The following is a 21306-nucleotide window of genomic DNA, read 5'->3' as shown; positions in this document are numbered from 1 at the left end:
TGTTCCACGACGTGAGTCTTCATGCGCACTTTCCTTTCCTTCGGCCGCACGCTTGCGCTGGCCGCCGCCGTGCTGGCGCCAGCCGCACACGCGAACAACGTGATCGTCCTCAACTCGGCCGAAGCGACGCTTTCCCTGATCGACCAGCAGACCCGCGAGGTCGTTTCCACGATGCCGACCGGCAAGGAACCGCACCACCTGATGGCGACGCCCGACAATGCGTCGCTGATCGTCGCGAATTCGGTCTCGAACAGCCTGATGTTCCTCGACCCGAAGACGGGTAAGGTGCAGCGCACCGTCGAAGGGATCGACGATCCGTACCAGCTCGGCTTCTCGCCCGATCGCAAATGGTTCGCGGCGGCCGGGCTGCGGCTCGACCGCGTGGACCTCTACAGCTACGACGGCCGTGACCTGCACCTCGCGAAGCGTGTGCCGCTCGCGGTGATGCCGAGCCACCTCGCATTCACGAAGGACAGCAAGACGCTGCTCGTGTCGCTGCAGGTATCCGGCGAGATCGCGGCGATCGATCTGCCGACGCAGACGGTCAAGTGGAAGATGAAGGTCGGCAAGGTGCCGGCGGGCCTGTGGCTCACGCCGGACGACAAGTTCCTGCTGGTCGGGATGACCGGCGCCGATTACGTCGCAGTGGTCGACTGGCGCAACCAGAAGGTCGTCAAGGAAATCTACACGGGCAAGGGCGCGCACAACTTCCGCTCGCTCGCCGACGGCACGCATGTCGCGGTCACGAACCGGGTCGCGAACACGATCAGCATCATCGACGAAAACACGCTGACCAACGTCGGCGACATCACGGGCCTGCTGCCGGGGCCGGACGACATGGAGTTGTCCGCCGACAAGAAGACGCTGTGGGTGACGTTCCGCTTCGCGAAGAAGGTGGGTATCATCGATCTTGCATCGCGCAAGCTGGTGCAGACGATCGCCGTCGGCCGCTCGCCGCACGGGATCTACTTCTACGACCGCGCGCCGTGGAAGGCTGCGAACGGCGCGTGACCGGCGGAGGCGGACGATGCTGCACCTGATCGATGCGTTCGTGTCGGACATCCAGACCTGGCTGTACGTCGACGTCGTGCAGCCGCTCCTCTTCAAGTTCAACTTGATGGACTATGACGAGGACACCTACGACGCGCTGTATTGGGTAATCGTCGGCGCGCTGCAGATGGTGCTGATGTTCGCGCTGCTGCGCCCGCTCGAGGCGCTCGCACCGGTCGAGCGGTGGAAGAACCGCCGCGCGGTGCGGGTCGACGTGATCTACACGGCAATCTCGAAGCTCGGCATCTACACGCTGTTCTTCTTCTTCGCGCTGCAGCCGGTGTTCGACCGGTTCCAGGCGTGGCTGCGCCTGCACGGCGTGTCGAACTTCAACCTCGACTATCTGTGGCCGGGCGTGACGTCGCAGCCGATCGTCGCGTTCGCGATCTACCTCGTCGTGCTCGATTTCGCCGGCTACTGGTATCACCGCTGGCAGCACAAGTTCGGCATCTGGTGGGAGTTGCATGCGGTGCATCACAGCCAGCGCCAGATGTCGCTGTGGTGCGACGACCGCAACCACCTGCTCGACGACGTGATCCAGTCGTGCTTCTTCGCGGCGATCGCGCTCGTGATCGGCGTGACGCCGTCGCAATTCGTCGTGCTGACCGCGGTCACGAACTTCCTGCAAAGCATTCAGCATACGAATGCGCGGCTGTCGTATGGCCGGCTCGGCGAGCGTCTGCTCGTGAGTCCGACCTTCCACCGACGCCACCACGCGGTCGGCTACGGCCACGAAGGCACCAAGTACGGCTGCAACTTCGGCGTGCTGTTCCCGTGGTGGGACATGATGTTCGGCACTGCATCGTGGAACCGCACGGTCGAGCCGACCGGCATTCGCGAGCAGGTCGAAGGCGTGTCCTACGGCGACGGCTTCTGGGCGCAGCACTGGCTCGCGTTCGTGCGGATCTTCCGCCGCCTTGTGCCGGCAAAGCGCGGCGCGGCGTCGGCCTGAGCCGGTCCCTTCTTCCCGTTGAACGCCTTTCCGACACGGCCCGCCTGCGCTTTGGCGCACGCGGGCCGCGTGGTTTATCCTTTCCCCGTTTTTCTTCCTCGATACAGGTCCGCATGAACGACTTGCTGCGCTCCTTCGTCCGGGCATTCGCCAGCGCGCTGCACCCGCGCATGCTGTGGCTGACCCTGATGCCATTCGTCGTGTCGGCGCTGCTATGGGGCGTCGTGCTGTGGTTCTCGTGGCAGACGCTGATCGACGTCGCGCGCGGCGCGCTCGACGGGTTCGTGCTGACCGCCGCGCTGTATCGCGCATTCGACGCGCTTGGCATGTCGCAACTGCATGCGGTCGTCGCGCCGTTCGTCGTCGTGTCGCTCGCGATTCCGCTGATCGTGCTGACCGTGCTTCTGCTGATCGCGACGATCTCGATGCCGGTCGTGATCAAACACCTGTCGAACCGCCAGTTCGTCGCGCTCGAAGCAAAGCGGGGCGGCACGTTCGTCGGCAGCGTGTTCAATTCGCTCGGCGCGGCGATCGTCGGCGTCGTGCTGCTCGTCGTCACGATTCCGCTGTGGCTGATCCCGCCGTTTTTCGCGCTGCTGCCGCCGGTGATCTGGGGCTGGCTCACGTACCGCGTGATGACCTACGACGCGCTCGCTCAGCATGCGAGCCGCGACGAACGCCGCGCGCTCGTGCGCCAGCATCGCTGGCCGTTGATTGCGATCGGCGTCGCGACCGGCCTGCTCGGCACCGTGCCCACGTTCGTATGGGTGTCATCCATCTGGATGATGGTGCTGTTTCCGTTCGTGGCAGCAGCGATGATCTGGGTTTACGCTTTCATCCTCGTCTTCTCGGCGCTGTGGTTCGGGCACTATTGCCTGCGCGCGCTCGACGACCTGCGCGCGAGCTCGCGCGCCACCGCAATCGACATGGGGCAGGCATGAGTATCGGCATCATCATCATCGGCGACGAAATCCTTTCAGGCCGCCGGCAGGACAAGCATCTGGCGAAGGTCATCGAGCTGCTCGGCGCGCGCGGCCTCGCGCTCGACTGGGCCGAATACGTCGGCGACGATCCGGCGCGCATTACCGCGACGCTCGCACGCGCGATCGCGTCCGGCGACATCGTGTTTTCCACCGGCGGAATCGGTGCGACGCCGGACGACCACACGCGCCAGTGCGCGGCCGCCGCGCTCGGTGTGCCGCTCGAGCTGCATCCGGAAGCGAAGGCGCTGATTTCGGAGCGCATCCGCGAGACGCATGCCGATCCGGCCACGCCGGTCGACTTCGAGTCGCCGGAAAACCGGCACCGCTTCAACATGGGCGTGTTTCCGGCCGGGGCGACGATCATCCCGAACGGCTACAACCGGATTCCGGGCTTCTCGGTCGGCGATCTCCATTTCGTGCCGGGCTTCCCGGTGATGGCGTGGCCGATGATCGAATGGGTGCTCGACACGAAGTACCGCCATCTGCATCACGCGACGCCGCATGCGGAGCGCTCGCTGTACGTGTTCGAACTGCCGGAATCGACGCTCACGCCGCTGATGGAAAAGATCGAGCGCGATTTTCCCGGCGTGCGCGTGTTCAGCCTGCCGAGCGTCGGCGACGCCGAGCGCGGCGGGATCTACGCGCGCCGGCATATCGATCTCGGTGTGAAGGGCGAGCCGGAAGCGGTCGCGGCCGCGTTCGTGAAGCTGCGCGAAGGCGTGCATCTGCTCGGCGGCGACGTCGTCGAACCGGACGCGCCGCGCGCGTGAGCGGCGCGCGCATCGTTCTCGCATGCGTGCCGCAACCGCGGCTGCGGAAACAACACGGGCCGCGCAACGCGGCCCGTCATCGGGATGTCATCGCCCGGCTCGACGATGTCGCAGGCGGGAGTGACTGAGCGGACGCGCGCTCAGGCGCCGATCCACGGCAGTTTCCGGAAGCACCAGCCGTCGACCGTCTTGCGGTGGCCTTCGGCGTCCTTGCCGCCTTCGAAGCCTTCGAGCAGGTCGAACGCCTTCGTGAAGCCGGCCTGCGCGGATGCGACCGCGGCGAGCTTCGAGCGCGCGGCGCTGCGGCACAGGAACAGGATCGGCGTATCGGCAGGCACGGCCGCTTTCAGTTCATTGATGAATTCGGCATTCGGCACGCCGCCCGGATAACGCGTCCATTCGATGTGCAGATACTGGCCGTCGCCGACAAGCGGGCGGCCGATCCAGTCCAGCTCTGCACGCGTGCGCACGTCGACGAGGCGCGCCGACGGATCGAGCTGCAGCAGTTCGAATGCCTCGACCGGCAGCAGTGCGCCGGCATAGTCGAGTGCGCCTTGGGCGCGGCGTTCTTCGGCCTTCGCGTAAAGCTGGTCGAGCGTACTCATGGCGGGAGGTCTCCATATCGTTAAACAAATATTCTAGCGCGGCGCCGGCGGGCGGATGTCCGCATGTCCGCGCGCGCATGCACCGCGCACGGTTTCACCAAAAGCGTGCAGAATGACTGGCGTGCACCAAAGATGTGTTCGTGTGATGGTGGAGGGAACCAAGTGCACCATGGTGGTGCCGGCGTGCAGCCGATAGTGCGGCGCTTGGCCCCGGAATTGCGCAGCGGAGCCCCGCTGCGGCGCGGCCTGGCACGATTCGCGTCGGTTTTGCGATGACTGGCACGGAAGCTGCTATATAGAATTCGGTCGACCCGGGGCACGCTGCGCCAAGCAAGACTCCGGGCAGCTCGATAAACGAGGCGGTTCCCAGTCCGCCGGAATTGTTCAATCAGGAGAAGAGGTTATGAGTAAAACCGTCGCCGACGTCATGCAGCTCGTGAAGGACGAGGACGTCAAGTTCGTCGATTTCCGCTTCACGGATACGCGCGGCAAGGAACAGCACGTGTCGGTGCCGGTTTCGGCGTTTGACGAAGACAAGTTCGAGAGCGGCCATGCATTCGACGGTTCGTCGATCGCCGGCTGGAAGGGCATCGAGGCGTCGGACATGCTGCTCATGCCGGACCCGAGCGCCGCGTTCATCGACCCGTTCTACGAAGAGTCGACCCTCGTGCTGACCTGCGACGTGGTCGAGCCGGCAGACGGCAAGGGCTACGAGCGCGACCCGCGTTCGCTCGCGAAGCGCGGCGAAGCGTACCTGAAGAGCACGGGCCTGGGCGACACCGCCTACTTCGGTCCGGAACCGGAATTCTTCATTTTCGACTCCGTCCAGTGGAACACGGACATGTCGGGCTGCTTCGTGAAGATCAACTCGGAAGAAGCGCCGTGGTCGGCTGGCAAGGAATTCGAAGGCGGCAACACGGGCCACCGTCCGGGTACGAAGGGCGGCTACTTCCCGGTCGCGCCGGTCGACACGTTCCAGGACATGCGTTCGGAAATGTGCCTGCTGCTCGAACAGCTCGGCATCCCGGTTGAAGTGCACCACCACGAAGTCGCGGGCCAGGGCCAGAACGAAATCGGCACGAAGTTCTCGACGCTCGTGCAACGCGCGGACTGGACGCAATGGTCGAAGTACATCATCCATAACGTCGCGCATTCGTACGGCAAGACGGCGACGTTCATGCCGAAGCCGGTCGTCGGCGACAACGGTTCGGGCATGCACGTTCACCAGTCGATCTGGAAGGACGGCCAGAACCTGTTCGCGGGCAACGGCTACGCCGGCCTGTCGGAATTCGCACTGTTCTACATCGGCGGCATCATCAAGCACGCTCGCGCGCTGAACGCGATCACGAACCCGACGACGAACTCGTACAAGCGCCTGGTTCCGCACTTCGAGGCGCCGGTGAAGCTCGCGTACTCGGCACGCAACCGTTCCGCGTCGATCCGCATTCCGCACGTGTCGAACCCGAAGGGCCGTCGTATCGAAACGCGCTTCCCGGACCCGATGGCCAACCCGTACCTGTGCTTCACCGCGCTGATGATGGCCGGTCTCGACGGCGTGCAGAACAAGATCCATCCGGGCGAAGCAGCGGACAAGAACCTGTACGACCTGCCGCCGGAAGAGGATGCAAAGATCCCGACCGTCTGCGCAGGCCTCGACCAGGCACTGGAAGCGCTCGACAAGGATCGCGAGTTCCTGACGCGCGGTGGCGTGTTCACCGACGGCATGATCGACGCGTACCTCGCGCTGAAGGAGCAGGAGCTGGCGAAGTTCCGCATGACGACGCATCCGATCGAGTTCGAGATGTACTACTCGCTGTAATCGGCGATGGCGCTTCCGATCAGCGCCGTCATGCCGGTTCGTTCCCGTCGTGCGGCTTGCGGCGGGAACCGCGGAGTCTGAAAGGGGACGGCGTCCAGCCGTCCCTTTTTTGTTCCGAAAATTTTCATTTTCCGGCCCGGTGGGGCGCGACGACACGCAAGATGGCTCTGAAGAATCTGATCAAGGCGAAGACGGGGCACCTCGAGCGACTGACGGACGACGAGCGGCTCGCACGCTCGGGCCTGCTTGCAGGGCTGGAAGCGCTGCCGACGGTCGTGATCGTGCTCGACCGCAAGACGCTCAGGATCGCATTCGCGAATCCGTCCGCGGAGGCGATGCTCGACATCTCGCGCCGGCAGCTCGCGCAGCGGCCGTGGGGCGAGATTTTCCCGAACGCGAACGAACTCGCGTCGACGATCACCGCGATCGGCGAGGAGCGCTTTCACGCGACGCATCTCGACACCGTGCTCGACCGGCCGGGCCGAGAGGCGCTGCACGTGCATGCGATCGTGGGTTTCCTCGAGACGGCGCCCGATTTCGTGCTCGTCGAACTGTTCGAGAACGAGCGGCAGTCGCGCACGGATCGCGAGGAGCGTATCCACGACCTGACCGCGGTCAACAAGCAACTGATCCGCAACCTCGCGCACGAGATCAAGAATCCGCTCGGCGGCATTCGCGGCGCAGCCCAGCTGCTCGAATTCGAACTGAGCGAGCTCGAGCGCGGCGAGTTGCGTGAATACACGCAGGTGATCATCAAGGAGTCCGATCGCCTGCAGACGCTCGTCGATCGCCTGCTGGAGCCGCATCGGCATCCGCACATCGTCGGCGACGTGAACATTCATGAAGTGTGCGAGCGCGTGCGCGCGGTGATGCTCGCGGAATTTCCGCGCGGCCTCACGATCGAGCGCGACTACGACGTGAGCGTGCCGGACCTGCGCGGCGACAAGGAGCAGTTGATCCAGGCGCTGCTGAACATCGTGCGCAATGCCGCGCAGGCACTGCGCGAACGGATCGCCCAAGGCGATGCGAAGATCGAGCTGCGCACGCGCGTTGCGCGCAAGGTGACGATCGCGAAGCGCCTGTACAAGCTGGCACTCGACTTGCACGTGGTCGACAACGGGCCCGGCATTCCGGACGAGATTCGCGACCGAATCTTTTATCCGCTCGTGTCCGGGCGCGACGACGGCAGCGGCCTTGGCCTCACGCTCGCGCAGACGTTCGTGCAGCAGCACGACGGGATGATCGAGGTCGAGAGCCGGCCTGGACGTACCGAATTTCAGATCCTGCTGCCGCTCGACCATTGAGTTGCAGCAGGACGATTCACCGGATTCACCAATATCTGACCGACCTATGAAGCCGATCTGGATAGTAGACGACGATCAATCGATCCGCTGGGTGCTCGAAAAGGCGCTCGCCCGGGACAGCTTCGCGACCAAGAGCTTCGCGAACGTGCGCGATGCGCTGGCCGCGCTCGATCACGAGACGCCGCAGGTGCTCGTGTCCGACATCCGGATGCCGGGCGGCTCCGGCCTCGAGCTGCTGCAGGCGATGCATGAGCGGTTGCCGGGGCTGCCCGTCATCATCATGACGGCGTTCTCCGATCTCGACAGCGCGGTCGCGGCGTTCCAGGGCGGCGCGTTCGAGTATCTCGCGAAGCCGTTCGACGTCGACAAGGCCGTCGAGCTGATCCGCCGAGCGGTCGAGGAAAGCCTGCGCGGCGGCGCGCCGCAGGACGAGCGCTTGGCCGAAGCGCCCGAGATGCTCGGCCAGGCGCCCGCGATGCAGGACATGTTCCGCGCAATCGGCCGGCTGTCGCATTCGGCCGCGACCGTGCTGATCACGGGCGAATCGGGCACCGGCAAGGAACTCGTCGCGCGCGCGCTGCATCGTCACAGCCCGCGTGCGAACGGCCCGTTCATCGCACTGAACACCGCGGCGATTCCGAAGGACCTGCTCGAATCCGAACTGTTCGGCCACGAGCGCGGCGCGTTCACCGGCGCGCAGACGACGCGCCAGGGCCGCTTCGAGCAGGCCGAGAACGGCACGCTGTTCCTCGATGAAATTGGCGATATGCCGTTCGATCTGCAAACGCGGCTGTTGCGCGTGCTGTCGGACGGGCAGTTCTATCGCGTCGGCGGCCACAATCCGCTGCGCGCGAACGTCCGCGTGATCGCCGCGACGCACCAGAATCTCGAGGCGCGCGTGCGGCAGGGGTTGTTCCGCGAGGACCTCTACCATCGGCTCAACGTGATCCGGCTGCGGCTGCCGCCGCTGCGCGAACGCAGCGAGGACATCGCGCTGCTCACGCGTCACTTCCTGCAGAAGAGTGCGCGCGATCTCGGCGTCGAGCCGAAGCGCGTGTCCGACGAGGCGCTTGCGTACCTGACGTCGCTGCCGTTTCCCGGCAACGTGCGGCAGCTCGAGAACCTCGCTAACTGGTTGACCGTGATGGCGCCCGCGCAGACCGTCGAAATCAAGGACCTGCCACCCGATCTCGTGCCGACAGGCGCACCGGGGGCGGTGCCGACCGATGGCGCGGATGCGAACGGCGCGGTAAACGGCGGCGGGGCCGGCGACGCTGCGCGCGCGCAGCCGCCGGCCGGCGCGGCCCCGCTGACGGCGGCGCCGGTCGCGGCCGCACCGAACGGTGCGCCCGCCGGCTATCCGATGTGGGAAAGCGGCTTGCGCACCGAAGTCGCGCGGCTGCTGCGCGAGAATTCGGCCGACGTGATGGACGAACTCGCGCGCCGCTTCGAGGCCGCGGTGATTCGCGAGGCGCTCGACTTCACGCGCGGCCGCAAGGTCGAGGCGGCGGAGCGGCTTGGCATCGGCCGCAACACGATCACGCGCAAGATCCAGGAACTGCACCTGGAGCCGTAAGCCACCGTCGCGGCATGCGCGAGCATCGCGCATGCCGCGATCGGACATAATCGCGGTTTGCCGCCACGCGCACTTCCGTCATGTCCGATTTCTTTCGCTGGCCCGCCGGGGCCGATCCCTTCCGTTTCCTCGAATCGCTCGACAGCAAGCGCGCTCGCGCGTGGGTCGACGAGCAGAATGCGCGCACGCGTGCAGCACTGCGCGACGACGATGCGTATCGCGCGCTCAGCGCGCGGCTCGCGCACGCGTATTTGCCGCGCGAGCGCCCGGTGATCCCGACACGCTGGCGCGACTGGGCGTACGACCTGTGGCAGGACGATCTCCATCCGAAGGGCCTGTGGCGTCGCGCACGCTGGGACGACTGGCGCGCCGGGCGGCCCGACTGGGAAACGCTGCTCGACGTCGATGCGCTCGGTGCGCAGGAGGGCGAGTCCTGGGTCTTCGAGCAGGACGCGATCCTGTATCCGGACGGCGACCGCGCGCTGCTGTCCCTGTCGCCGGGCGGCGCAGACGCGGTCGTCGTCCGCGAGTTCGACCTGGTGGAGCGCCGGTTCGTCGACGACGGATTCACGATCGACGAGCCCGGACATCACACGATCGGCTGGATCGATCGCGATACCGTCTACGTGAGCTGGGATCGCGGCGAAGCGCACGCGACCGCTGCCGGTTATCCGTACGACGCCCGCCGGTGGGTGCGCGGCACGCCGCTCGCCGACGCGCCGGTCGTTTTTCGCGGCGAACCCGACGACATCAGTGCGGGCGCGTGGTTCGACCCGATCGACGGCCGCCACGTCGCGTGGCGCAGCGTCGACTTCTTCGACGCGCATGCGTACCGGCTGACCGAAGCGGGCGAGTGGGCGCGCTACGACGTGCCGACGCACGTCGAAGTCGGCTTCTGGGAAGGCTGGCTCGTGCTCGAGCCGCGGCTCGACTGGGACTGCGGCGGCACGCGTCACGCGGGCGGCTCGCTGCTCGCGATTCGCGAGCAGGCGTTCCTCGCCGGCTCGCGCGCGTTCACGACGCTGTTCGAGCCGCAGCCGTCGACGTCCGCATGCACGTGGACACACACGCGTACGACGCTGATCGCGAGCTGGCTCGACGACGTGCACAACCGCACGATGCTGTGGCAGCCGCGCCAGGACGACGGCGGCGCGTGGACGTGGGACGCGCGGCCGTTCGAGTGGGCAGGCGATGCACAGGTCGACGTCGAGCCGGTCGAGCCGACGCTGAACGACGACGTGTATGTGGACGTCGATACCTATCTCGATCCGCCCGAATGCTGGCTCGCCGATCTCGGCGATCGCGCGGCCGATGCGCGGTCGCGCCGCGTGTTGCTCGACCGGCCGCCGGTGCGGTTCGCCGCGGACGGGCTCGTCGTGCGTCGTGCGAATGCGCGCTCGCTCGACGGCACGGTCGTGCCTTATACGCTGATCGGGCCGCGCGATGCGCTCGATGGGTCCGGCGGCTCGAGTCGCGTTGCGCGGCCGTGCCTGCTGTCGGGCTATGGCGGCTTCGCGATTCCGAACCTGCCGGGCTACAGCGATGCACTCGGCATCGGATGGCTCGAGCGCGGCGGCGTCGCGGCATTCGCGCACATCCGCGGCGGCGGCGAATTCGGGCCGCGGTGGCACGTCGACGCCCAGCGCGAGCATCGTCAGCGCTCGTTCGACGACTTCATCGCAGTGGCGGAGGACCTGATTCGCACCGGTGTGACGACGGCCGCGCAGCTCGGCATCGAAGGCGGCAGCAACGGCGGGTTGCTGGTCGCCGCGTGCATGATGCAGCGTCCGGAGCTCTTCGGCGCGGTGCTGTGCCGCGTCCCGCTGCTCGACATGCAGCGCTACCCGAAGCTCCATGCCGGTGCCGCGTGGCTCGACGAGTACGGCGATCCGGACGATGCGCGCGAGGGCGCGGCGCTTGCGGCTTATTCGCCCTATCACCGTGTGCGCGAAGGTATCGTGTATCCGCCGCTGCTGCTGACGACGTCGACGCGCGACGACCGCGTGCATCCGGCGCATGCGCGCAAGATGGCCGCGCGCATGCATGCGCTCGGCCACGAACGGGTGTGGTACTGGGAGAATACCGACGGCGGCCACGGCAGCGCCGACGATCTCGAACGCGCGGAAGCGGATGCGGCGGAGTTCGGCTTCCTGTGGGCGCATCTCGGCCCTGCGCCCGCGCGCGGGTGAGCGCGGGCGGCCGGCGAGCGGCGTTAGCTGACGACCGCAACGACCGGCGTGTGGTCGGACGGCTGGTCCCATGTGCGCGGCGCGCGGTCGACTTCGCACGACGTGCAGGTATCGGCGAGCGCCGGCGACAGCAGCACGTGGTCGATGCGCAGCCCCGCATTGCGGCGGAACGCGAACATCCGGTAGTCCCACCACGTGAAGGTCTTCTCGGGTTGCTCGAAGCGCCGGAACGCATCGACGAAGCCGAGCTCGATCAGCTTCGCGAAGTGCGCGCGCTCCTGCGGCGACACGAGGTTCTGGCCGACCCATTTCGCCGGGTCGTGCACGTCGCGGTCTTCCGGCGCGATGTTGAAGTCGCCGAGCAGCGCGAGCTTCGGATAGCGCTGCATTTCGGCGGCGAGCCATGCATGCAGCGCGTCGAGCCACTGCATCTTGTAGACGAACTTGTCGGAGTCGGGCGCCTGGCCGTTAGGAAAATACGCGGACACGATGCGCACGCCTTCGACCGTCACGGCGACCACGCGTTGTTGCGGATCGTCGAAGCGGGGGATGTTGCGCACGACGTCCGATTCGTCGACGGTGAGCGTGTCGCGGGCGAGGATCGCGACGCCGTTGTAGGTCTTCTGGCCTGCGAACCAGCTGCGGTAGCCGATGGCCTCGAGATCGGCGCGCGGATACTTCTCGTCCGGCAGCTTCAGCTCCTGCAGGCACAGCACGTCGGTACCGCTTTGCGCGAGCCAGTCGAGCACGTGCTGTTTGCGGACGTTGAGCGAGTTGACGTTCCAGGTGGCGATTTTCATGAACGGGAATGCGTGCGGGGTGAGTGCGAAGGCCGCCATCTTACCGCGAGCACGGGGCACGAACGCGCGCGGCGCGCGATGCACCGCGCATGCTTCCCGTGCGGTGTCGCGCTGGCTTCCGAAGAAATTGTGACAAAAGTGTTGACGTGAGTGCTCCCTCACCCTATAATTTATTTCTCTGACGCGGGGTGGAGCAGTCTGGCAGCTCGTCGGGCTCATAACCCGAAGGTCGTAGGTTCAAATCCTACCCCCGCAACCAAGCACACCAGACGATGTGCAGCGCAAGTGACCGATGCGCGCTTCGTCGACAAGAACCCGGCTCCGTGCCGGGTTTTTTGTTTTCAGCGTGCCGCCCACTCGACCGCCGCCTGCGCATGCAGGGCTGTCGTGTCGAACACCGGCAGCGGCGAGTCGTTCTGTCCGATCAGCAGCGTGATCTCCGTGCAGCCGAGAATCACCGCCAGCGCGCCGCGTTGCGCCAGTTCATCGATGATCGTCACATAGGCCGCGCGCGATCCCGCATCGATCACGCCATGACACAGCTCGTCGTAGATGATCCGGTGCACGTCGCCGCGCGCGGATTCGTCCGGTATCAGCACGTCGAGGCCGAACCTGTCGCGCAAGCGTTCCGCATAGAACGGGAGTTCCATCGTATAGCGCGTGCCGAGCAGCGCGACGCGCTCGACGCCGGCGGCGCGCAGCGCGGCGCCGGTCGGGTCGGCAATGTGCAGGAACGGTAGCGATACCGCCGCCTCGATCGCGCCGTACACGCGGTGCATCGTATTGGTCGTCAGCACGATGAGATCGGCGCCGGCCGCTTCGAGCCGGCGTGCGGCATCCGCCATCCGTTCGCCGAGCGCAGCCCAGTCGTGTGCACGCTGCAGCGCTTCGATCTCCGCGAAATCCACAGTGACGAGCACGCTCTTCGCGTTGTGATGGCCGCCGTGCAGCGCCTTCGAATGGCGGTTGATCATCCGGTAATACTCGGCCGACGATTCCCAGCTCATCCCGCCGATCAGTCCGATCGTCTTCATCCGTCACCTGTGCGTTTCGTATGTCGTGGCGGACAAGTATAGGGACCGGCCCGTGCGCGCGGCGGTACGATCCGCGCGAAGCCGGCCGGTACGGCGCCGCTGCGTGAATGTGGCCGGCGGCGGGCGGTGGGACGCTTCGCGTGCGGCGATGGCGGCACGGCGCAGCACGCAGCAGTTGAAACGGGCACTGTGTTTTTGTACAGTATCGGCACCGTGAACCCGACCATCATTTCGCCAGCCGATCCGGGCGCGCCGCAAAACGGCGACGTGCCGCCGCGCGTGCGCAAGATCATCCACTGCGACTGCGACTGCTTTTATGCGTCGGTGGAGATGCGCGACGACCCGTCGCTGCGCAACCGGCCGCTCGCCGTCGGCGGCCGGCCCGATCAGCGCGGCGTGATCGCGACCTGCAACTACGAGGCGCGGCGCTACGGCGTGCATTCGGCAATGTCGTCGGCGCTGGCGATGCGCAAGTGTCCGGACCTGCTGATCCTGCCGTCCGCGATGGACAAGTACCGCGCGGCGTCGCGGCAGATCATGGCGATCTATCGCGATTACACGCACGACGTCGAGCCACTGTCGCTCGACGAGGCGTATCTCGACGTCACCGGTTCGCAACTCTGCCAGGGCAGCGCGACGTTGATTGCGCGCGAGATCCGCCAGCGCGTGTACGACACGGTCGGCGTGACGGTGTCGGCCGGCGTCGCGCCGAACAAGTTCATCGCGAAGATCGCGTCTGACTGGAACAAGCCCGATGGTCTATTCGTCGTGCGCCCGCATGAGGTCGATGCGTTCGTCGCGGCGCTACCGGTGCGCAAACTGCACGGGGTCGGCAAGGTGACGGCCACGCGGCTCGACCGGCTTGGCATTCAGACCTGCGCGCAGCTGCGCGACTGGTCGCTGATCGATCTGCATCGCGAATTCGGCGCGTTCGGCCGCCGTCTGTACCAGCTCGCGCGCGGCATCGACGAGCGGCCGGTGCAGGCCGATCAGGAGCGCAAGTCGGTCAGTGTCGAGACGACCTACGTGACCGATCTGACGACGCTCGAACAATGCGCGGACGAAATCCGCCGCCTCGTCGTGCAGCTCGATGCGCGAATCGCGCGCGCGGGCGCGGCCCGCTCGATCCGCAAGCTCTACGTGAAGATCCGCTTCGCCGATTTTCAGCGCACGACCGTCGAATGCGTGGCCGACGCGACGAATGCGCAGACGGCCGTCACGCTGCTCGCGAAGGGGCTGCAGCGGCGCGCGCAAGCGGTGCGGCTGCTCGGTGTCGGCGTGCGCATCGACGAGGACACCGCCGAGCGCCGCGGGCAGTTCTCGCTGTTCGACGACGAAGCCGATCGCGTGGGCGTTTCAGCTCACGCGGGCACCAGCCTGAACGAGCCGCGCAACGCCGGTTACGCCGGCGACGCGGACGACAAGGACGACAAAACGCCGGCGCCATGAAAAAAGGCACCGCAGAAGCGGTGCCTGTCGATGCCGCCGGGCGTCCGGCGCTGCGCGCTCAATGCGCGGGGGGGGCCATCCCGTTGTGGCGCAGCAGCGCGTCGATTTCCGGCTCGCGGCCGCGGAACGCCTTGAACGAATCCATCGCCGGGCGGCTGCCTCCGACTTCGAGGATCTCGCGGCGATAGCGCGTGCCGGTCGCCGCGTCGAGCACGCTGCCGCCGGCAGCGGCCGCTTCCTCGAACGCCGCGTACGCGTCGGCCGACAGCACCTCGGCCCACTTGTAGCTGTAGTAGCCGGCTGCATAGCCGCCCGCGAAGATGTGGCTGAACGTGTTCGGCCAGCGCGAGAACGCGGCTTGCGGGATCACGTGGTAGCGCTCGTTGATCTCGCGCGCGAATGCGTTCACGCCGGTCGTGCCGGCCGGGTCGAAGTCGACGTGCAGCAGCATGTCGAACATCGAGAACACGATCTGGCGCAGCGTGCCGAGGCCGCTCTGGAAATTCTTCGCGGCGATCATCTTGTCGAACAGCTCGCGCGGCAGCGACGCGCCCGTATCGACGTGAGACGACATCGACGACAGCACGTCCCATTCCCAGCAGAAGTTTTCCATGAACTGCGACGGCAGCTCGACCGCATCCCATTCGACGCCGTTGATGCCCGACACGCCGAGCTCGTCGACGCGCGTGAGCATGTGATGCAGACCGTGGCCGAATTCATGAAACAGCGTGATGACTTCGTCGTGCGTGAAGCACGCGGGCTTGCCGCCGACCGGCGCCGAGAAGTTGCACGTGAGGTACGCGACCGGCGTTTGCACGGTGCCGCCGCGCTTCGCACGCGCACGCGCATCGTCCATCCACGCGCCGCCGCGCTTGCCTTCGCGTGCATACAGATCGAGATAGAACTGCGCGACGAGCGAGCCGTCGCGATTCTCGACGCGGAAAAAGCGTACGTCCTTGTGCCACACCGGCGCGTCGTCGGGCTTGATGCGCACGCCGAACAGCGTTTCGGTGACGGTGAACAGGCCCTTCAGCACCGCCGGTTCCGGGAAGTACTGCTTGACCTCGTTTTCCGAGAACGCGTAGCGTTGCTGGCGCAGGCGTTCGGCCGCGAACGCGACGTCCCAGGGCGCGAGCTCGGTCAGGCCGAGTTCCTTTGCCGCGAACGCGCGCAGCTCGTCCCAGTCCTTCTCAGCATGCGGGCGCGCGCGCGTCGCGAGATCCTCGAGAAACGCGATCACCTGCTGAGGCGATTCGGCCATCTTCGGCGCGAGCGACACTTCGGCGAAGTTTCGGTAGCCGAGCATCTGCGCTTCTTCGCGGCGCAGCTTCAGTTCGTCTGCAACGATCGCCGTGTTGTCCCATTCCGCTTTGCCGCCACCGTATTGCGGCCCGAGTTCCGATGCGCGCGTCGCATACGCGCGGTACAGCGTCTCGCGCATCGCGCGGTTCTCCGCGTACTGCAGCACCGGGAAATAGGACGGGAAGTGCAGCGTGAATTTCCAGCCTTCCTTGCCGTCCTTCTGGGCGGCTTCGCGAGCCGCTTCGATCGCGTCGCCGGGCAGGCCGGCGAGTTCGGCTTCGTCCTGCGCGAAATACGCATACGCGTTCGTTGCATCGAGCACGTGGTCGGAAAATGCCTTCGACAGCGCGGCCTGCTGCTCCTGCAGTTCGGCGAAGCGCGGCTTCTGGTCTTCCGGCAGCTCGGCCCCGGACAACCGGAAATCGCGCAGCGCGTTGTCGAGGATCTTCTTGCGTTCGGTGGACAACGTCGCGTATTCGGCGCTCGCGGCGATCGCCTTGTACTTTTCGTAGAGCGCGAGGTTCTGGCCGACGCTCGACCAGAATTCGGTCACGCGCGGCAGGTTTTCGCCGTACGCGGCGCGCAGCTCCGGCGTATCGGCGACCGCGTTCAGATGGCCGACGACGCCCCACGCACGCCCGAGCGGCTCGGTCGCCTGCTCGACCGTCTCGACGATCGCGGCCCACGTCGCCGGCGTCGCGGGCGCGCTTGCGCTCTCGACCGCGCGGTTGGCGGCTTCGAGCAGCGTATCGAGGGCGGGCGTCACGTGTTCGGGGCGAATCTCGCCGAAGCGGGGCAGGCCGGAGAAATCGAGGAGCGGATTGGTATTGGCGCTGGCGGACATTAAGACTCCCTGTCTGTTGCCGGATGAACCGGGGTGAAAAGGGTGGGGCGCGATGCGACGACGCCCGATACCGACATTATTGGGGCGCATCGCGCGGTTTCCAATCGTTAGTTTCTAACGGGACGATTGGAGACGCCGGGCGTGGGGTCGGATGCGTGCGGCAGGCAGCACGACGGGGGATCGTGTGACAGCGTTGCGATGCGGCCGCGATGACGGCCGGCGGGGCGCCGGCGCACGAACGCGCGCCGGCTGGACGGAAAGTGGGCTTGCGTGCCGCTTACGCGCCGGCGGCGGCGCGCTCGGCCGCTTCGATCGTGTTGATCAGCAGCATCGTGATGGTCATCGGGCCGACGCCACCCGGCACCGGCGTGATGTGGCCGGCAACTTCCTTCACGCCCGCGAAGTCGACGTCGCCGCACAGCTTGCCCGCGTCGTCGCGGTTCATGCCGACGTCGATCACCGTCGCGCCGGGCTTGACCATGTCGGCCGTCAGGATGTTGCGCTTGCCGACGGCGGCCACCACGATGTCGGCCTGCCGCGTGTGCGCGGCGAGATCGCGTGTCTTGCTGTGGCAGATCGTCACCGTCGCACCGGCTTCGAGCAGCAGCATCGCCATCGGCTTGCCGACGATGTTCGAGCGGCCGATCACGACCGCGTTCGCGCCCTGCAGCGGAATGTCGTGCGCTTCGAACATCTTCATCACGCCATACGGCGTGCACGGGCGGAACAGCGGCTTGCCCGTCATCAGCGCACCGGCGTTAGCGACGTGGAAGCCGTCGACGTCCTTCTCGGGCGCGATCGCCTCGATCACCTTGTGGCTGTCGATGTGCGCCGGCAGCGGCAGCTGGACCAGGATGCCGTGGATTTTCGGATCGCGGTTCAGTTCGTCGATGCGCGCGAGGAGATCGGCTTCCGACAGCGTGTCCGGGTACGCGTCCTTCTGCGAGAAGAAACCGTTGTCTTCGCACGCCTTGATCTTGTTGCGCACGTAGACTTCGCTCGCCGGGTTCGCGCCGACGAGAATCACCGCGAGACCGGGCTGGTGGCCGCGTGCGGTCAGGGCGACGGCACGCTCGGCGGCCTGCGCGCGCAAGGTCTTCGAGAGGGCGTTGCCGTCGATGAGGAGGGCTGTCATGGTGGTGGTCCTGCCGGGAAGTTGGAATGCGGGCGTGCGACGCACGAAACGCCGCAGCAAAGCACGCAATTATACCGGTCGCCTGCCGTCGTCCGACAGCGAATACAAGGAAAGCGTCATGGCGACGCTGCCGGCGCCCCGGGAGGAGACGCCGGGCCGTGCCGCGCGAGGGGGCCGCATCGCGCGGCGCGGCGGTGCGGTGACGCGGCCTGGCCGGGGCCGGCGCCCCGCGGCCGCCCGCGATGCTCAGGCCTGCTTCTTCGACAGCGCGAGGCGCAGCAGATCGGCGACCGTGTTGACGTTCAGCTTTTCCATGATGTTCGCGCGGTGCGCTTCGACCGTCTTGATGCTGATCCCGAGATCGTCGGCGATCTGCTTGTTCAGGCGGCCGGCGATGATCCGCTCGAGCACTTGCTGCTCGCGCGCGGTCAGCTTCGACAGGCGTTCGCTCGCGGCGCGCTGTTCCTGAACGCTCTTGCTTTCGCTTCGGGCCTTGTCGAGCATCCGCTCGACGAGCTTGCGCAGCTCGGCCTCGTCGAACGGTTTCTCGATAAAGTCCATCGCACCCTTTTTCATCGTCGAGACCGCCATCGGCACGTCGCCGTGGCCCGTGACGAAGATGATCGGCAGCGCCGCGTTGTCGGCGATCAGGCGTTCCTGCAGTTCGAGGCCGCTCATGCCCGACATCCGCACATCGAGGATCAGGCACGCGATCTGGCCGGCCTGCTGGGCCGGCTGATACGCATCGAGGAACTGTTCGGCGCTCGAGAAGCATTGCACGCGATAGCCGTTCGCCTCCAGCAGCCAGCGCAGCGAATCCCGTACGGCCTCGTCGTCGTCGACGACGAAGACAGTTTCCTGAGTAGTGGTGACAGGGCTATTCATAGTTCTCCCGTAACGGTATGTGATGCCGATGCCTCGCGCCCCCCTTGGCGGAGCTCAGCGGGTTCCCCAATGGGCAGGCTGCAGTGGAATGTCGCGCCGGAAATGCGGCCGTCCGGTTCGACATTGTTGACCACCCACAGACGCCCCCGATGCGATTCGATGATCGAACGGCAGATGTTCAGCCCCATGCCCATGCCGTCGGACTTGGTGCTGTAAAACGGTTCGAACAGGCGTTCGGCGGTCGCTTCGTCGACGCCCGGACCCTGGTCGATCACGCGGATGTCGACGAAACCCGCATCGATGTCGGCGACGACTCGGATCACGCCGTCCGCCGACGCCGGCTTCACGTCGGCCATCGCCTCGGCCGCGTTCTTCATCAGGTTCACGAGCACCTGTTCGATCAGCACGGGGTCGACATAAATAATAGGCATTCTTGCGAGGATTTCCGTGACGATCCGGATCCTGCGCTTCCTGGCCTCGATTTCGGCGAGCCCGACCGCGTCGGCGACGATGTCCGCGACCCGCGCCGGCTGGCGCTTCGGCTCGCTGCGCTTCACGAATTCGCGGATCCGCTTGACGATCATCCCCGCGCGCAGCGCCTGCTGCGCGGTCTTCTCCAGCGCGGGCTGCAGCGTCTCCGGCGTGCCGCGGCCGCTCTTCACGAGCGCGAGCGTACCCGAGCAGTAGTTGTTGATTGCGGCGAGCGGCTGATTCAATTCGTGAGCAATCGACGACGCCATTTCGCCCATCGTCATCAATCGACTCGTGAACTGCAGCTTCTCTTCCTGTTGTTGCGCGAGTTCCTGCGCCTTCTTGCGGGTCGTGATGTCGGTCGCGATCTGCATCTGCGCGAGATGGCCGTCCACCCACTGGATGTACTGGCGACGCACCTCGAACCACTTCTGGATGCTCTCGACGTATACCTCCTGCGCGTCGGCCGTGCTGCTCGTCAGCGCGGCTGCCGGCAGGCCCGCGAACGCATCCACCATGTCGATCGAGTCGGACGATGCCTGCGCGCGATCGAAGCCGCCGCCCGACAGTTCGAGATGGCCGTCCGGGCGGATCCCGAACAGGTGGCGGTAGTAGCGGTTCGCGAACAGCAGCTCGGCCTCGTCGGCCGCGAGCACCGACACCGCGGCGTCGAGGCTTTCGAGCACCGTCGTGAAGCGTTCGTGCGCGGCCGCGAGTTCTTCGCGCGCGCGCTTCGGCTCGGTGATGTCGGTCATCGACGACATCCACCCGGTCTGGCGTCCGGAGCTGTCGATCAGCGGCGACACGTAGAGGCGCGCATGGAACAGCGTGCCGTTCTTGCGCCGTACGCGCAGCTCGAAGCCCGAGCTCGGCGCCTTGCCGCGCAGCGTCATGTCGAGCTGGCGCTGCATTTCCGGGTACGCGTCGCGCGGCCAGTACGGGAACGGCGCGACCTTGCCGACGAGGTCCGTCTCGTCCCAGCCGGTCATTCGGCAGAAGGCCGGATTCACGTGCGTGATGCGGCCGTGCATGTCGAGCACGCGCATGCCGATCAGCACCGAGTTTTCCATTGCGCGGCGGAAGAACGCTTCCGCGTACAGCGCCTGCTGTGCCTCGAAACGCTGGCGCGTGTGCTTCCACAGGCTCCAGAGGCTCCACAGCACGAAGCACGACAAGCCGGCCACGAGCCACACGAGCGTGTTGTTCGTCAGGTTCGTGAGCTGCGGAAATGCGTAGACACGCACGGTCAGCCCCTGGCCGGGCGGATCGAGCGGGAGGTCGTAGTGGGAGTCGCGCGGCAGGCGCGGGCGTGTCGACGTCGACGACAGTTCGCGATTGTTCGAGTCGGTGATCGAGATCTTGTACTTCGACGACAACTCCTGGGGGATGTCGTGCTTCAGGATCCCTTCGACCGAGAACACCGCGGCGATCGAGCCGAGATATTCGCGGTCGCCGCGCATCACGGGCGTCTGCAGCGTGATGAAGCCGTTGCCGAAGTCGTCGTAAAGCAGCGGCGAATACGCCTGGCGGCGCGTGCTGCGCGCTTCGTCGTACGCGCCGCGCACTGCGTCCTGCATTTGCGCGTCGCCGGGCTTCGCGAGCCGCTGGCCGAGCAGCGGCGGATGCACCGTCGGCCAGCGCTGCACGCCGGGCGCGGTGTACCAGTTCAGATAGAGGATTTCCGGATGCGTCTGCATCACGTCCGCGACGGCCATCTGGAAAGCGTTCTGGTCGAGGCGGCCGGACGCGAGATCGCGCGACAGCGCCTGCAGCTGCTCCTGCGCACCCGTCATCGACAGGCGGATCTGCTGCTGCGCCCATGCGACGTTGCGGAACAGCGTGTCTTCCTGCTGCTGCTGTTCGCGGCGATTGAGGCTCCATAGAATGAGGCTCATCACCACGAGGAACACGAGGATCGACAGCAGGGGCGTCAGCAAATAGGAATTGGACCACCACGGTCCGTGGTGCCAGCGGGACGGCTGCGACTCTGCCGGCGGGCCCGACGGTCGCGCCGAGCGTGCGAAAAGCCGATCGGTCAACATGGCAGGATTGTAGCGCAGCGCAATACATGGAAAACCCATGCCGGATATGTTGAACGGAAACGAATTTGTGCGCGCGCCGCGCGCCTCGGAGCCCCG

The 21306-nt window shown here is 66.3% G+C and carries 16 protein-coding genes and 1 tRNA gene; 10 read left to right on the top strand and 7 right to left on the bottom strand.

Annotated features, from left to right (window positions below; genetic code table 11):
- The first annotated feature begins 21 nt into the window (after nucleotides 1-21).
- The 4 genes from KDW55_RS16300 to KDW55_RS16285 all read left to right on the top strand — a co-directional run bounded on the left by KDW55_RS16300 (nucleotide 22) and on the right by KDW55_RS16285 (nucleotide 3755).
- Nucleotides 22-1011, top strand: coding sequence for a beta-propeller fold lactonase family protein (locus tag KDW55_RS16300; RefSeq protein ID WP_040144595.1), 990 nt, complete (start codon nucleotides 22-24; stop codon nucleotides 1009-1011).
- A gap of 16 nt (nucleotides 1012-1027) precedes the next feature.
- A complete protein-coding gene (locus KDW55_RS16295) occupies nucleotides 1028-2002 on the top strand; it encodes a sterol desaturase family protein (RefSeq protein WP_040144594.1) in 975 nt (324 codons plus the stop codon).
- A gap of 113 nt (nucleotides 2003-2115) precedes the next feature.
- The gene (locus KDW55_RS16290; protein ID WP_059546139.1) at nucleotides 2116-2943 is read left to right on the top strand and encodes an EI24 domain-containing protein; all 828 of its coding nucleotides are present in this window, start codon (nucleotides 2116-2118) and stop codon (nucleotides 2941-2943) included.
- Entirely contained in the window at nucleotides 2940-3755 is an 816-nt protein-coding gene (locus tag KDW55_RS16285) for a molybdopterin-binding protein (protein ID WP_069241546.1), read from the top strand. Before KDW55_RS16290 ends, KDW55_RS16285 begins: the two co-directional genes overlap by 4 nt.
- 140 nt (nucleotides 3756-3895) lie before the next feature.
- On the opposite strand, the gene KDW55_RS16280 is transcribed toward KDW55_RS16285, so the two are convergent.
- Complete coding sequence (locus KDW55_RS16280; RefSeq protein ID WP_040144591.1) at nucleotides 3896-4360, bottom strand: rhodanese-like domain-containing protein; 465 nt, start codon at nucleotides 4358-4360, stop codon at nucleotides 3896-3898.
- A 403-nt stretch (nucleotides 4361-4763) separates the two neighbouring features.
- Between KDW55_RS16280 and glnA the strand changes: the two genes are divergently transcribed.
- From glnA to KDW55_RS16260, 4 genes are all read left to right on the top strand, one after another.
- Complete coding sequence (gene glnA, locus KDW55_RS16275) at nucleotides 4764-6179, top strand: type I glutamate--ammonia ligase (protein ID WP_040144590.1); 1416 nt, start codon at nucleotides 4764-4766, stop codon at nucleotides 6177-6179.
- Nucleotides 6180-6340: 161 nt separating this feature from the next.
- Nucleotides 6341-7483 carry a nitrogen regulation protein NR(II) gene (gene glnL, locus KDW55_RS16270; protein ID WP_040144589.1) on the top strand — a complete coding sequence of 381 codons (1143 nt, stop codon included), beginning with the start codon at nucleotides 6341-6343 and terminating at the stop codon, nucleotides 7481-7483.
- 46 nt (nucleotides 7484-7529) lie between these two features.
- The gene (ntrC, locus tag KDW55_RS16265) at nucleotides 7530-9059 is read left to right on the top strand and encodes a nitrogen regulation protein NR(I) (RefSeq protein WP_040144588.1); all 1530 of its coding nucleotides are present in this window, start codon (nucleotides 7530-7532) and stop codon (nucleotides 9057-9059) included.
- Between the two features lie 80 nt (nucleotides 9060-9139).
- Nucleotides 9140-11248 (top strand): prolyl oligopeptidase family serine peptidase, encoded by a 2109-nt coding sequence (locus KDW55_RS16260; protein WP_209820893.1) that lies wholly within the window; start codon nucleotides 9140-9142, stop codon nucleotides 11246-11248.
- 23 nt (nucleotides 11249-11271) lie between these two features.
- Here KDW55_RS16260 and xth read toward each other — a convergent pair whose 3' ends face one another.
- On the bottom strand, nucleotides 11272-12048 hold the full coding sequence (gene xth, locus KDW55_RS16255) for an exodeoxyribonuclease III (RefSeq protein WP_212160247.1): 777 nt from the start codon (nucleotides 12046-12048) through the stop codon (nucleotides 11272-11274).
- Between the two features lie 182 nt (nucleotides 12049-12230).
- Here xth and KDW55_RS16250 point away from each other — a divergent pair.
- Nucleotides 12231-12307 (top strand) — tRNA-Met (locus tag KDW55_RS16250).
- An 82-nt stretch (nucleotides 12308-12389) separates the two neighbouring features.
- Here the strand turns inward: KDW55_RS16250 and KDW55_RS16245 are convergent.
- Nucleotides 12390-13082, bottom strand: a complete 693-nt coding sequence (locus tag KDW55_RS16245) for an aspartate/glutamate racemase family protein (protein WP_212160246.1) — start codon at nucleotides 13080-13082, stop codon at nucleotides 12390-12392.
- A 189-nt stretch (nucleotides 13083-13271) separates the two neighbouring features.
- Between KDW55_RS16245 and dinB the strand changes: the two genes are divergently transcribed.
- A complete protein-coding gene (gene dinB / locus KDW55_RS16240; protein ID WP_212160245.1) occupies nucleotides 13272-14531 on the top strand; it encodes a DNA polymerase IV in 1260 nt (419 codons plus the stop codon).
- Nucleotides 14532-14589: 58 nt separating this feature from the next.
- On the opposite strand, the gene KDW55_RS16235 is transcribed toward dinB, so the two are convergent.
- From KDW55_RS16235 to fixL, 4 genes are all read right to left on the bottom strand, one after another.
- Nucleotides 14590-16677, bottom strand: a complete 2088-nt coding sequence (locus KDW55_RS16235) for a M3 family metallopeptidase (RefSeq protein ID WP_212160243.1) — start codon at nucleotides 16675-16677, stop codon at nucleotides 14590-14592.
- Between the two features lie 277 nt (nucleotides 16678-16954).
- Complete coding sequence (folD, locus tag KDW55_RS16230; RefSeq protein WP_212160242.1) at nucleotides 16955-17812, bottom strand: bifunctional methylenetetrahydrofolate dehydrogenase/methenyltetrahydrofolate cyclohydrolase FolD; 858 nt, start codon at nucleotides 17810-17812, stop codon at nucleotides 16955-16957.
- Between the two features lie 246 nt (nucleotides 17813-18058).
- On the bottom strand, nucleotides 18059-18697 hold the full coding sequence (gene fixJ, locus KDW55_RS16225; protein WP_006493245.1) for an oxygen response regulator transcription factor FixJ: 639 nt from the start codon (nucleotides 18695-18697) through the stop codon (nucleotides 18059-18061).
- Complete coding sequence (fixL, locus tag KDW55_RS16220) at nucleotides 18694-21210, bottom strand: oxygen sensor histidine kinase FixL (RefSeq protein WP_040144582.1); 2517 nt, start codon at nucleotides 21208-21210, stop codon at nucleotides 18694-18696. The genes fixJ and fixL overlap by 4 nt, the downstream gene beginning before the upstream one ends.
- Between the last annotated feature and the right edge of the window lie 96 nt (nucleotides 21211-21306).

This window comes from Burkholderia sp. AU19243 (genome assembly GCF_018148075.1).
In the GTDB taxonomy this organism is placed as follows: domain Bacteria; phylum Pseudomonadota; class Gammaproteobacteria; order Burkholderiales; family Burkholderiaceae; genus Burkholderia; species Burkholderia latens_A.
Note: the sequence above shows the minus strand (reverse complement) of the source record. Positions and strands in the feature narration are given on the sequence as shown.